The following is a 13129-nucleotide window of genomic DNA, read 5'->3' as shown; positions in this document are numbered from 1 at the left end:
GTATAGTGCTGACAATCCTCGTGTGCGTATCGGCTGCGGCCGGGGCGCAGGATGCCGAAGAGTGGTGTAAAAAGGGGGATGAGTATCGCAGCGCGGGTGAACGAGAAAAAGCGATCGAATGTTTCACCAGGGCCATAGAGCTGGACCCTGAAAACTCAGTATACTACAACAAACGGGGATCCTCCAATTATGTATCGGGTCACCATGAAGATGCGATCGCCGACTTCACCCGGGCCATCGAGCTGGACCCGGAAGAAAGCTCTTTTTATGAAATGCGGGGGGCGAGCTATCATGTGTTGGGTCGGTACGATGACGCCGTTCTTGATCTCACAAAGGCTATCGAGCTCACCATAGACAATGAGGCCTATTATTACTATCTTCGCGGCTCAATATACCATGATATGGGTGAGACGGAGAAGGCGATATCGGATTTGAAGACGGCATGTGACCTGGGCGAGAATGAGGCGTGCGAGGCCTTGCATTTTTTGGGATATTAGGGCATCAGAAAAGAGATGATTTATAAGGCCGGGACCCGCCCGGCCCTTTTTCGTTGTGTGGCCATTTTGGGGGTGGTAGAATATGGCCATGTGGAGATGAAATGCGTGAATATCTTGTTTCACATAATATACTATTGAACCACGGATTAGATAAAAATCGGCGGTTTTTTTTAGTGTTCGAGATCTTATCGATGTCGTATATCGTATACTGAAAAATCTGAAAACAGTACGAAGAAAAGGGCGATGTATCACACTACCTCATACTAACATACCGCCGAAATGATGACACAGAAGACACCCCGATATATCTTGTAATGTGTGAAGAAAGGACGCGACATGACCCAATCCAAAAACGCTCAAAACATGTTTCTTGAAGGATTCAACTGTGCTCAGTCGGTGTTTTCGACCTACGGCGAAGGTCGGGGCATCGATACGAATCTCGCCCGGAAGATCGCCGAACCCTTCGGCGGCGGCATGGCGCGTTTGGGCGAGGTGTGCGGCGCCGTCACCGGCGCCCTGATGGTCATCGGCCTGAAGCACGGCGTAACCGATGCGGCGGATGGGGCCGCGCGGGATCGATGCTACGAGCTGGTCAATCGGTTCGCCGCCCGGTTCAGGGAGAAACACGGGTCCATCATTTGCCGGGAACTCGTAGCATGTGATATCAGCGACAACGATGAGCGGCTGAAGGCGGCCGAGCGGGGCGTTTTTGGAGATTTGTGTCCCCGCCTGGTTGAAGACGCGGGCCTCATACTGGAGGAGATCTTACACGGTACAGGAGGGTGAGGAGGGATGGTTCGGTCGATCGTGTGAGAGAAAGATGGGGGAGGGAACGATAGAAACGGCCGAGACGGAATTCCGAATAAGAACACCGCTTGTGGCACATTTTTTAATAGACCTGTGATTTCAACACACAAAAAAAGTATATGAGAGCAGGGATGATCTGTGGATGCGACGATTTCAAAACACATCGCTTCGACTGAAAACGGCGCTCGATGATGGTGGGTGTGGCGTTGTGTCCCTACCGAAAAAAGGAGCATAAGGGAAGATGACCGAATCCCCGGAGAGACTGATCGGATATATCATCCAGGAGTACGTGACCAACAGGAAAAGAAACGAGGGGACGCACACCGACTGGGAGGCGCCTCTGATCGCCTTCGCCTCCGCATCCGATCCCGCTTTCGACCGGCTGCGATTCGCGGTAAGCATGACCCATACAACGCCGAAAAAGCTTTTCCCGGAATCCAAGACGGTGGTCGTCTATTTTCTTCCCTTTGTGCGGGAGATCGTCGAGAGCAACGATTCGGTGGGCGCAGCCTCCGAACAGTGGGCCCTGGCCTACGTGGAAACAAACAGGCTTATTATCGACATGAACAGACATCTCGTCGACGAGCTGAAGGAGTTCGGGATCGGGGCGCTTTCGCTTCCTCCCACCCATAACTTCGATCCAGAAACCCTCACCTCCGACTGGTCCCACAAGCATGCGGCGTTTATCGCGGGGCTGGGGACGTTCGGCCTGCACAAGATGATCATCACCGAAAAGGGCTCTGCGGGGAGGCTGGGGAGCCTTCTGATCGACGCGGAGATACCGCCCTCACCAAAGCCCTTCTTCGAGTACTGCCTGTATAAGTACAATAAGAGCTGCAGGAAGTGCGTCGCCAAGTGTACGTTCGGCGCCCTGAAGGAGGATTCCTTCGATCGATTTGCCTGCTACGATGTCCTGAAGGAGAACGACGAGCGATACGGTCATTTGGGACCCAGCGACGTGTGCGGCAAGTGCGTCACGATGGTGCCCTGTTCCTTCGAAAACCCAGTAAAGTAACCATCACCCAAACGCACAGAAAGAGAACACCGCCTTCGTCGTTGAACGACGAGGGCGGTGCGTCGTTGATGGAAACGGAAACGGCCGGGAAAACGGCCGCCGCTATTCAATAAGGGGTATTATCCCTTTGTGCTGCAGCAGGAACCGGGGATACAGTCCCCCCTCGGCGATTCCGCGCCGCAACAGCGGGTTTGCGAAGATGTTGTATCGCCTGAGGACGGAGACACCCGGGAGCTGGAGGCGGACATCAGCTTTTGAAAGGCCGTGCCGCCGCACTTCGAACATGTCGGTGTTTCCTCCCGGTTTCCCACAACCACCAGCATTTCCTGGATATGTTCACAGGTAAGGCAGCGATATTCATAAATCGGCATGTGTTTCTCCTGTGTTATCTCATTTCGGCAATCTCACCGGTCACCCGATCCCACACGGAGCGGATTTCCCGGGCGATCGATTCAGGGCCCGCCTCAATTACGGTCGTTTTCCGAGAGATGCTCTCAATGACCCTCTCGTCATACGGGATGCGGCCGATGACTTTTCCGCCCGCGTCTTCAGCGACACGCTCTATGGTGCGGCACAGCTCTTCGTTGATATCGCATTTATTGATGATGATCCGAGTGGGGATGCGAAAGTGGCCGCAGAGCTCCAGGATGCGTTCAAGATCCGACACGCCGCTGACCGTCGGCTCGGTGACCACCAGAGCCAGGTTCGACCCGGTGAGAGACGCGATGACCGGACAGCCGATGCCCGGCGGTCCGTCTATGAGGATCGTCTCCAAGTGATCGGTTTCGGCCATTTCATCGGCCGACTTCCTGACCTCGCTGACGAGCAGGCCGGAGTTGTCCTCGGCGATGCCCAGGCGGGCGTGAATCATCGGGATGTCTGTCCGGCCGTCACTGTGGGATGCTATTCGTGAGATATACAGCTCTCCTGCCTGGTGCGGCTTCATGGTGACGGCATTGACCGGACAAACGTGAAAACAGGCGGCGCACCCCTCGCAGAAGGATTCCACAACCCGGATGGGATCGGGAACGATCGCGTCGTAGCGGCAGGCGTCGAGGCATTCGCCGCAGCCTGTGCAGAGAGATTCGTCTATGGATGCCAGCTTGATACCGAAAAAGTCCCTGGATTCAATGACCTGGGGTTTGAGGATAAGGTGAAGGTTGGCGGCGTCGACGTCCGCATCGCACACGACGATATTTTCCGCAAGAATCGACAGGGCGGCGGTAACCGTTGTCTTGCCGGTACCCCCCTTGCCGCTGACCACGACGATGGTAAAGGGTCTGTTATCGCTTTTTTTCATGACGATTATACACCCGATTCGATAGCGGGTGATCCTGTACATAGGTTTGGTAAAATTCATCCTCATCGGTCACGATCCCCTCGTTCACCGCGTAGGTACGCATGAGATACTCGGAGAGGGCCGTCTTGAGGGCCGTGAGAGCCGTTATGGAGCAATGACGCTTATTTTCAGGAAGACCGCCCAGATAGGTCAAAACGTCATTTTCTGAGAGGGTGAGGGCCTCGAGCATATCCATCCCCTGTGCCAGCACCGTGACGGCGCTGCCGCAGGCAATGGCCCCGGCACATCCGAACACGCGAAATGATACGTTCTCGATGACACCGTCAGGCTCGCGGATCAGAAAGAACATCTCGACATAATCGCCGCATTCCGGATCGCCGCTTTTGGCATACGCATTATAGTCATCCAGCACGCCGATGTTTCTCGGGTGTTGAAAGTGATCGATGACGGTCGGTGAATAGGAAAGCTCGTCCGACTCAGCGCTCTTCCGATTGTAGATGTCTTTGAAGTTTCTCATGCTATCCCAATACGATATCCGAAACAATCCCCGGAAATTTTATCGTACGTGTGTTACCGTCCGGAACATCGCCGGAAGTGTACGAAGAGAGTTTTAAGCCTGTGCAGGAGAAAAACATCTCCCGTTTGATGATGACGGCCGCACCCGAATCCGTACATTGTGCTCATACGGCGGGTGTAGGCCCGCAGGCGACCCCGTCCCATGCGATGATTTTTATACTATGATGAGTGTTCTGTCTTTCTGTTCGGTTTATCCTATGCGGTTTTCAATTTTAATGCAATTGATTCGAAAAGGGATTGGAAAATATCTCGTATTTCCCGATTTTTGTCCAGTAACATCTCGCCCCGGGAGATCGTTTCGGCGATCTCCCTTCTCAGGGGAATGCGGGCGAGGATGTCTATATTTTCCCGTTCGAGGTAGTCATCCAGTTCGCTCGCGGTATCCATGGCCCGGTTTATCACGACGCCGAAGGGAATGCCCAGTGTACGGGTCATCTCCACCGCAAGGGTTAAATCGCTCAGTCCGAAGGGGGTGGGTTCGGTGACGAGAATGACATAGTCGGTATCCCTGACCGCCTCGATAACCGGGCAGGACGTGCCGGGGGAGGCGTCGATAAAAGCAAGGGAAATATCATGCGTTATATCTTCCTTCACCCGTGCCACAAGCGGTGTGGCCATGTGTTCTCCCACATTGAGGACTCCGCCCAGATATGTCGTACCGTCTGCGTGGCCCTGCCGGACCACGCCGATCGCCCGGGTCGTTTCAGAGATAGCGTCCTCGGGGCAGACGATGGAGCAGGTGCCGCAGCCGTGACAGAGTTCCTCGAAGATGACCACCTTTTTTTTCGCTGCAAGAAGGGCGTTGAAACTGCAGGCACGGGCGCAGTCCCCGCAGTGGGTGCATCGATCCTCGTCGACGACCGGAACCGGCACTCGGGCGTCGCTTTCAGACGTAATGTGGGGATTTAAAAAAAGGTGACCGTCCGGTTCTTCCACGTCGCAATCCACGTAGGCGACCCCATCCATCTCGCTTGCCGCCAGGACGGCCAGGTTGACGGCGACGGTGGTCTTGCCGGTGCCGCCCTTGCCGCTGGCTACGGTTATTTTCACTTCAATATCTCCTTGGTCCGGCTACATTGCTGAAATTATATTCTCCGAAGGCCCGCATGGGCCGCGGCAGTGGGGGAATCGAGCAGTTTTCCTTTCCCGGCGTTGAATGCTTCAACGGCCTCCCGAACTGTCTGGGCCTCCACGACGCACATGGATACCCCGGCGGAGTTGAGGGCGTCGTATGCCTTTGGACCGAAATTGCCGGAGATCACCGTCTGAACTCCCTCATCGATAATCGCCTGGGACGCCTGGACGCCGGCACCGCCCCCGGCCGACGCGGCACGATTTTCGATGGCGGTGAACGCCTCTGGTGAGGCGGTATCCAGGATGATGAACCAGGCGCATCGGCCGAACCGGGGATCGAGGGCAGCATCCAATGATCCCTTCTCTGCGGTTATGGCGATTTTCATGTCTGTCTCCTTATATATCGTCCCGATATGCGAAAAAACGCACATGCAGGATACCGTTTATGCCCGTATCAAGGGGACATTGCAGTCCGGACACGTTAAATTGTAGCAGGGTGTTCCTCGAACGTGGGTCTGCTTCTTTCCGCAATTCGGACAGACACACTCACCGGTTGGGCCGGCCCCGGGCTGATTTCCTCCGCCCATGCCCCGACCGCCGCCGGACCCCGGTCCCTGTCCCTGTCCTCGTCCACCGCCGGACCCCGGTCCCTGTCCTCCGCCTCTTCCTTGGCCGCTCCCTCTTGGAGTCATGATGTCACCTCTGGTATTTATTTGATGTTTGTATGGTACGTGAGATTCATATTTTGTATCTCGATCTCACATCACAGGTGAAAGCCGCCGGCTTACTGGCAGCTCTCATTGTGATCGTGGGCGCAGGGCACCACCCCCTCGATTTTGCCGTCAAGGAATGCGCGTACGACATCCTCGACCCTTCCGATGATGCCGGAGACCACATCGATATTCAAAGAGTGAAATAAGTCCACAGCCCGGGGTCCCATTCCACCGGCGATAATCACGTCGGCCCCCAATGACGAGATGAACCGGGGCATGACCCCGGGCTGGTGGTTTTCGTAATGAGGATTTTCGACAACTGAGACGTCGGTGATATTTTCTTTCTCAACCGTCACCATCACGTAATACGGACAGCGACCGAAGTGGGCGGAGAGCTCTGCATTCAAACCGCCGCCGTCATCGGCGGCGCATGCGATTTTTTTCATCGGTTTTAATCTCCTCCGAGGCCGTATCGTTTCGGATCGACCGCTTCCAGATTCTTTTCAATACGTTTTACGATCTTTTCAAATGCGGCAACGGTGCCGCCTGCGTCTTCCATTCCCATGAACGGAGTTCCGGCATCCCCGCCCTGCATGATTACGGGATCCATTGGAATGCAACCGAGAAAGGCCACTCCCATTTCGTGGGCAGCCGCCTCGCCGCCTCCGGGGATGAACATGTCGATGGTCTTGCCGCAGTGGGGACAGACCAGTCCGCTCATGTTTTCCACCACTCCCAGTACCGGTACACCGATTTTTTGGGAGAAGGCGATGGATTTTCGACTGTCCAGAAGCGCCACATCCTGGGGTGTGGTGACGATGATCGAGCCGTCGGCGTCACCGACGGATTGGGCCACAGACAGCGGCTCGTCCCCGGTTCCAGGGGGAAGATCCACGATAAGTATATCCAAATTTCCCCAGACCACCTCCCCAAGAAACTGTCGGATAACCCCGTGCTTCATCGGACCCCTCCAGATAACCGGAGTATCCGGGGAGTCGAGGATATACGCGACAGAGACGACCTTCAGCCGCTCCATGGGACGAACCGGAAGAATACCCTCCGGGGAGCTGTGAAGCCTGCTGTCCTCCAGTCCCAGAAGCTTCGGGATGTTGGGGCCGTGGATATCCGCGTCAAGAAGTCCCACCTCACATCCCTTCCGGGCGAGGGCTACCGCAAGATTGGCCGCCACCGTTGATTTTCCCACGCCGCCCTTGCCGCTCATCACCATGACCTTTTTTGATATGGCGTCCAGGCGTTGTTTCAACAATTCTTCGGCGTGTTTTTCCCGTGTCGCCGCATCACATTCCGATCCCTTGTCACAGGCGGAACAGGTCGAGTCCTGTCCGCACTCGGTACTTTTTTCTTTGTCTTCTTTCATGGTGTCGTTTCCCGCACGGATCCCTGTGGGCGATCACACGGATCACCCGGCTTTCGAGATCATGAGCGTACATGGCTTCTGTACATTCATCATTCCCGTGTGCACATGAGTATCGCGTGCGAATGATTTGTTACTTCTCGTTCTTCGTGGCGATGAGCTGGTCCAGGCGCTTTTGAATCGCCTCCATGTGGGTCTTCAGGCCCTCCATCTCCGTCTCGAGATACGTCTGTTCATCCTCGGGGGTATAGGGGGAAAAAGCCGGGGGATACGCCGGCGGTACTGCCCCGTATCCGTATCCACCCCATCCACCTCCGCCCCGGCCCCATGCCATGCCCCGGCCGCCGCCCATAGGCGCCCGACCACGACCCCAGGCCATGCCCCGGCCGAAACCGAAACCTGCCGGATTGGCGAATCCGGGAGTGTTATACCCGGCGCAGTATCCCATGCCCCGTCCGGTCATGGGTCCCATTCCCTGTGGTCCCGTTCTGTCTCCTCTCGGCATGATTCATATCCTCCTCTGTTGTTTTATCAATCTTGTGAATTATCGTCCTGTGTGAATCGCCCGAACCGCCCACCGCGATGGCGTCTTCCCCGTCCCGGTCTGTTGATCGGGATGATGCTGAGCGACTCGATGGTGCCGTTGATATACGCGCGGACGGCCTGGTCCGCGTCGGCGCCGATACGGGGAATCAACAGGATACCGGATTCGTAAAACATCCGGGATGTCATCCGGTCGATGCCGCAGCATATCAGGACGCCGACCCCCTCGTCCCTGAGCCAGTGGGCGAGCTTGAGGGGGTGGACCCCCACCACCATCACGTCTTCGGTCTCTTCCACGGAGCCGTCGCGAACAGTCACGAAGCGAAGGCGCTGGGCCGTGTCCAAGCGGGGCGCGATTCTCTCCCCGAACAGGGGGAGGGCGATCTTTTCAGTATTCTCACTCATGTGAGAAATATATTGCAATTGGCGTGCCAGAAGAAAGGACACGCGAAAAAAAAGAATAAGACCAATGATACCATATGGTTGGCCTCATCGCTCGGTGAACGGCGGTGGAGAAAGCAATAGTCCTGGTTGCAAAAATGAAACAATACTACGATCATTGGTATCATAGATGCAACCTCGTACCACAATCAAAGCAGGCCGAATTTCTTCATTTTTCGCCAAAGAGTGGTCTTGTGCATGCCCAGCTCCCGGGCTGTCTGAAGGCGGTTGCCGTCATATCTGGCAAGGGCGTCGATGATGATTTGCTTCTCCGCTTGGCTCCGAGTCGTTTTCAAATCCCCCGTCCCGATTTCGGACATCAGAGCCGGAGCGTTGCCGAACAGTTCGGTGGGCAGATGCTCCATTTCGATGATCTCCCCCCGGCAGAGCACAACGCCGTGCTCGATGATGTTTTCCAACTCCCGGACATTGCCGGGGAAATTATACCGCATCAGAAAAGAGAGCACGTCGTCGGAGACACCCACAATCGGTTTGCCCGTCCTTGCGGCGTGGCGGGCGACGAAATGATCGACAAGAAGCGGGATGTCTCCCCTGCGGTTTATAAGCTCCGGCAGGCGAATCCTGAGCACGTTGAGTCTAAAAAAGAGATCCTCTCGAAACAACCCCTCCCTGACCATCTGCGCAAGATCACGGTTGGTGGAGGCGATGATGCGCACATCGGCATCGACGCTCTTGACGGACCCCAGGGGTTCATAGCTCCTTTCCTGCAGGACCCGAAGGAGCTTCACCTGGGTGGGGAGGGGAAGCTCACCCACCTCGTCCAGCAGGATGGTGCCCGCTTTTGCCAGGGCGAATCGGCCCGGCTTGTCCTGGGTCGCGTTGGTGAAGGCACCCCGGACGTATCCGAACAGCTCCGATTCCAGGAGGCTTTCGGGAAGGGCGGCGCAATTGACGGCGACAAAGGGGCCCGACGACCGAGGGGAGAGGTTGTGGATGGCCCGGGCGAAGAGCTCCTTGCCGGTGCCGCTTTTCCCCTCTATCAGTACGGTGCTGTCGCTTTCGGAGATATCCGGCAGGATATCGAATATATCGAGAATCGCCTGATGCTTGCCGACGATGTCTTCGAAGGTATAGCGTGACGATATCTCTTTTCTCAGCTCCTCCATGGCCGACAGGTCCCGAAAGGTCTCCACGCCTCCCAGAACCGTCCCGTCCGCATCCCGCATGACGGCGGTGCTTATCGAGATGGGGACCTTGTCTCCACTGCTGTTGATGATGTCGATCTTCTGGTCTATGATCGCCTCGCCGGTTTCGATGGAGTGGCGAAGGGCGCAGCGGCTGGTGCAGATGCTGGCGGAAAAGACGTCGTGACAGCGCCGTCCCAGCGCCTCGCTCTTTTCAATACCCACGATGTTTTCAGCGGCGGTGTTGAAACTGGTGATTTTCCAGTCGGTGTCCACGGTGAAGACGCCGTCGGCGATGTTGTCCAGTATCAGGTCGACAAAGTGTTTATTGGTGTGAAGATGGGATATCGATGTTTTCTCCTTCATATATACAAGGGTATCACGAAAGGTGCATATATGCAACCTTAATTTGCAACCAGCACGCAATTGATGCCGCTACGCCGTCAATCTATAATTAATTCCTTGACAAATAGTCCTGATGTTGGATAATGAATGCGTTTTTGGAGGATGTGTCGCGTATATAGGCACAGGAATACAATATGGACAGGTTTCACGTTTTCATGAAAACAATTGGACGCTTCGGCACGCCCGTGCCGTTGATCTGAGGCGACCTGACGGGGCCCGGGCGGTCCCGACCAGCAGTCTCGCGTCCGCATCCACGCACAAGGTATCTCCCCATCCGGTAACGGCCGACGACACGCGGCCCGCCCTCCCGGAGAATGGAGATGCGGGAGGCGTGATGGGTCGTTTGTGCATGTCGGATAACACCGATCATCTCATCCATATTAAAATCGTCGAGCCCGGGGTTTCACCCCTGTCAATCGACACGGGTGCGATCATCCGCGGCTTGAGCCGCACGGGTGCGTCTGGTTCCGGGCGTCGTGTGACGGCCGCCGATGGTATATGGGACGATGTGAGGGTGTAGAGACATCCGCGGGTTTTTGTGAAGTCTCGGGGGAAGATTCCCTCGGATTTCCCGCGAATCTAATCGGATGAAAGGAGAGAACATGTCGAAAGTTACCGGTTTTTTCGCCACCCGCTGGGGGATTATCCTGGTGGGGGCGCTCATCGGTGTGCTGGCGGTGACGCTGCAGAAGCTGGGCAATCCCGGCAACATGGGCATCTGTATGGCCTGTTTCGAGAGGGATATTGCGGGCGCCTTGGGGATGCACCGGGCGGCCATCGTCCAGTATCTCAGGCCGGAGATACCGGCGTTTCTTTTGGGATCGTTCATCGCGGCGGTTGCGTTTCGGGAATTTCGGTTTCGCTCGGGCTCCGCACCGATCGTGCGCTTCTTTCTGGGGATGACCGCCATGATCGGCGCCCTGGTGTTCCTCGGGTGTCCCTGGCGGGCGATGCTGCGGCTCGCCGGCGGGGACTGGAACGCCATTGTCGGGATCGTCGGCCTCGTTGTGGGGGTGGGCGTGGGCGTGCTGTTCTTGAAGAAGGGGTTCAGCTTGGGACGGGCGCATCCCGAGCGCACCGGGTTTGGACTGATGATGCCCTTCATCATGCTGGTACTGTTGTTTCTGGCGGTGATCTACCCGAGCTACGGCGAGGGAGCCGCGCTCTTTCGAAGTGAATCCGGACCGGGCAGCATGGGCGCGCCGATATTGATCTCCATCGGGGTGGCTCTTTTGGTCGGATTTCTCGCCCAACGTACCCGGTTCTGCACCATGGGCGCCATACGGGACGTTATCCTGATGCGGGATTTCCACCTGCTGAGCGGAGTAATCGCCCTGGTGATTGCGGCCTTTGTGATGAACCTGATCTTCGGGCAGTTTCATCCCGGCTTCACCCTGGGCCTCAATGAAGCGGGCGAGGTGATCAATCAGCCCGCCGCCCACACGAATCAGCTCCTCAATTTCGGGGGCATGGTCCTGGCGGGTCTCTCCTTCGCACTGGCCGGAGGATGCCCTGGACGGCAGATCTTCCTCGCCGGCGAAGGCGACGGCGATGCGGGCGTGTTCGTGCTGGGTATGATCACCGGTGCGGCGATTGCGCACAACTTCCTCATGGTGGGAACTCAGCCCAACGCACCGTGGATCGTGGGCATCGGCCTGGTGTTCGTGCTGCTGGTCGGATTCGTATCTTTGGAAAGAGGGGAGGCGTAACATGACAAAGACAGTGGATGCCAGGGGGCTTTCCTGTCCCCAGCCGGTCATTATGACGAGAAAGGCCGTCAAAGATTTGGACGGAGGCGAGGTGACCGTGCTGGTGGATACCATGACCCAGGTACAAAACGTGAGTCGCTCGGCTAAAAAGCTAGGCTGGGACGTGAGCTATGAAGAGAAGGGAGATACCTTCGAGCTGGTCTTGAAGAAATAATGTTCATCATGCCCGTCGTCCGTTTTTCAAAAACGGGCGGCGGGTGACGTACACATAGGTGATATGCATACTATCGGTACTGTTTACATGGATAACGCCGCTACGTCGTGGCCGAAGCCGGACTCCGTCCTTGAGGAGATCGTTCGTTTCTACCGCGAGGTGGGGGCAAATCCGGGCCGCAGCGGGCACAGGCTCTCCGTTGAAGCGGAGCGGATACGCATGGAGACGAGGGAGTCTCTCGCCACCCTCCTGGGGGGTGGGGATCCTCTCTCGGTGGTGTTTACCGCCAACGTCACCGTCGCCATCTCCTTGATGTTGCTGGGGTACCTCAGGCCGAAAGACCGGGTGATCACCACCTCCATGGAGCACAATTCGGTCCTTCGGCCCCTAAGATTCCTGGAGGCGTCCCGGGACATACGCCTGACGATGGTGGAGGCGAAAGAGGACGGAAGCATCGACCCTGATGATTTCAAAAAAGCGCTCGTGGGCGATGAGCGCCTGGCGGTGGTCAACCACGCCTCAAACGTATGTGGGACGATCTTGCCGGTGGGTGAGCTGGGAAAGATGACATCCGAGCGTGGAATACCCCTGATGGTGGATGCCGCTCAGACCGCCGGGTGCTGTCCTTTGGATATGGAGAAGGACGCCATTGACATTCTCGCCTTCACCGGCCACAAGGGGCTTTTAGGCCCCACCGGGACCGGCGGGTTGATCTTCGGCCCCGGATTCGACCCCCGAAACGTCACGCCGCTGGCGTTCGGTGGCACCGGCAGCCGGTCGGAAAAAGAGGAACAGCCCGAGTTCATGCCGGATCGCTTCGAGAGCGGAACCGCCGATATCGGCGGCATCGCTGGGCTGGGAGCGGGGGTAAGATGGTTAGCCGAACGGGGTGTGGGGATTGTGAGGGAGCATGAGAAGATCATGACGCGGCTGCTGCTCGACGGATTGGGAAATATAGGCGGGGTGAAGGTATTCGGACCGGCCGACGAAAATCGGCAAACCGCAACCGTCTCCTTTGTGGTGGCGGGGATGAGCGTGTCGGACGTGGGGATGCGGCTGTCCGACGAGTATGACGTCATGAGTCGTGTGGGGCTTCACTGTGCACCGAGGGCGCATCGCACCCTGGGGACGTTCCCGGAGGGGACCGTCAGGTTCAGTATGGGGCCGTTCACCACCGGCGAAAATGTCAACGCCGCCGTGGAGGCCGTCGCCGATATTATACGGGGGGGATAGACGGTTTCCGTGTTGCCCCGTCGCCCGTGTCGGTATACAATGAGTTCATATAAAAGCATTGTCCGTCACCATGTGTTTTGAG

At 56.8% G+C, this 13129-nt stretch carries 16 protein-coding genes; 6 read left to right on the top strand and 10 right to left on the bottom strand.

The genetic code is table 11. The annotated features are described in order from the left end of the window. The 3 genes from JW885_13170 to JW885_13160 all read left to right on the top strand — a co-directional run. Positions 1–497, top strand: a 497-nt coding sequence (locus tag JW885_13170; GenBank protein ID MBN1883114.1) for a tetratricopeptide repeat protein, incomplete at its 5' end; no start/stop codon positions are given. 336 nt (positions 498–833) lie between these two features. Continuing rightward, positions 834–1283: a C_GCAxxG_C_C family protein gene (locus JW885_13165; GenBank protein ID MBN1883113.1), complete on the top strand. Its 450-nt coding sequence runs from the start codon at positions 834–836 to the stop codon at positions 1281–1283. 262 nt (positions 1284–1545) lie between these two features. Further along, the gene (locus tag JW885_13160; protein ID MBN1883112.1) at positions 1546–2319 is read left to right on the top strand and encodes an epoxyqueuosine reductase; all 774 of its coding nucleotides are present in this window, start codon (positions 1546–1548) and stop codon (positions 2317–2319) included. A 119-nt stretch (positions 2320–2438) separates the two neighbouring features. Here the strand turns inward: JW885_13160 and JW885_13155 are convergent, their stop codons facing one another. From JW885_13155 to JW885_13110, 10 genes are all read right to left on the bottom strand, one after another. Continuing rightward, positions 2439–2690 carry a zinc ribbon domain-containing protein gene (locus tag JW885_13155; GenBank protein MBN1883111.1) on the bottom strand — a complete coding sequence of 84 codons (252 nt, stop codon included), beginning with the start codon at positions 2688–2690 and terminating at the stop codon, positions 2439–2441. A gap of 14 nt (positions 2691–2704) precedes the next feature. Further along, positions 2705–3619 carry a 4Fe-4S binding protein gene (locus JW885_13150; protein MBN1883110.1) on the bottom strand — a complete coding sequence of 305 codons (915 nt, stop codon included), beginning with the start codon at positions 3617–3619 and terminating at the stop codon, positions 2705–2707. Then, positions 3603–4136 (bottom strand): iron-sulfur cluster assembly scaffold protein, encoded by a 534-nt coding sequence (locus JW885_13145; protein ID MBN1883109.1) that lies wholly within the window; start codon positions 4134–4136, stop codon positions 3603–3605. The genes JW885_13150 and JW885_13145 overlap by 17 nt, the downstream gene beginning before the upstream one ends. A 254-nt stretch (positions 4137–4390) precedes the next feature. Further along, positions 4391–5245: an ATP-binding protein gene (locus JW885_13140; protein MBN1883108.1), complete on the bottom strand. Its 855-nt coding sequence runs from the start codon at positions 5243–5245 to the stop codon at positions 4391–4393. Between the two features lie 35 nt (positions 5246–5280). Continuing rightward, positions 5281–5655 (bottom strand): NifB/NifX family molybdenum-iron cluster-binding protein, encoded by a 375-nt coding sequence (locus JW885_13135; GenBank protein MBN1883107.1) that lies wholly within the window; start codon positions 5653–5655, stop codon positions 5281–5283. Between the two features lie 398 nt (positions 5656–6053). Continuing rightward, entirely contained in the window at positions 6054–6428 is a 375-nt protein-coding gene (locus JW885_13130) for a NifB/NifX family molybdenum-iron cluster-binding protein (GenBank protein MBN1883106.1), read from the bottom strand. Positions 6429–6433: 5 nt separating this feature from the next. Further along, positions 6434–7360, bottom strand: coding sequence for an Mrp/NBP35 family ATP-binding protein (locus tag JW885_13125; GenBank protein ID MBN1883105.1), 927 nt, complete (start codon positions 7358–7360; stop codon positions 6434–6436). Positions 7361–7490: 130 nt separating this feature from the next. Further along, the gene (locus JW885_13120; GenBank protein ID MBN1883104.1) at positions 7491–7862 is read right to left on the bottom strand and encodes a DUF5320 domain-containing protein; all 372 of its coding nucleotides are present in this window, start codon (positions 7860–7862) and stop codon (positions 7491–7493) included. A gap of 26 nt (positions 7863–7888) precedes the next feature. Then, on the bottom strand, positions 7889–8305 hold the full coding sequence (locus tag JW885_13115; protein ID MBN1883103.1) for a hypothetical protein: 417 nt from the start codon (positions 8303–8305) through the stop codon (positions 7889–7891). Positions 8306–8490: 185 nt separating this feature from the next. Then, positions 8491–9852 (bottom strand): sigma 54-interacting transcriptional regulator, encoded by a 1362-nt coding sequence (locus JW885_13110; GenBank protein MBN1883102.1) that lies wholly within the window; start codon positions 9850–9852, stop codon positions 8491–8493. A gap of 626 nt (positions 9853–10478) precedes the next feature. Here JW885_13110 and JW885_13105 point away from each other — a divergent pair. The 3 genes from JW885_13105 to JW885_13095 all read left to right on the top strand — a co-directional run bounded on the left by JW885_13105 (position 10479) and on the right by JW885_13095 (position 13047). Continuing rightward, the gene (locus tag JW885_13105; protein MBN1883101.1) at positions 10479–11600 is read left to right on the top strand and encodes a YedE-related selenium metabolism membrane protein; all 1122 of its coding nucleotides are present in this window, start codon (positions 10479–10481) and stop codon (positions 11598–11600) included. 1 nt (position 11601) lies between these two features. Next, a complete protein-coding gene (locus JW885_13100) occupies positions 11602–11814 on the top strand; it encodes a sulfurtransferase TusA family protein (protein ID MBN1883100.1) in 213 nt (70 codons plus the stop codon). A 72-nt stretch (positions 11815–11886) separates the two neighbouring features. Next, positions 11887–13047 carry an aminotransferase class V-fold PLP-dependent enzyme gene (locus JW885_13095; GenBank protein MBN1883099.1) on the top strand — a complete coding sequence of 387 codons (1161 nt, stop codon included), beginning with the start codon at positions 11887–11889 and terminating at the stop codon, positions 13045–13047. Positions 13048–13129 lie beyond the last annotated feature (82 nt).

The sequence above is a fragment of the Candidatus Zymogenaceae bacterium genome, assembly GCA_016931225.1.
Classification (GTDB): domain Bacteria; phylum Desulfobacterota; class Zymogenia; order Zymogenales; family Zymogenaceae; genus JAFGFE01.
This window is presented reverse-complemented; position numbering and strand designations above follow the sequence as displayed.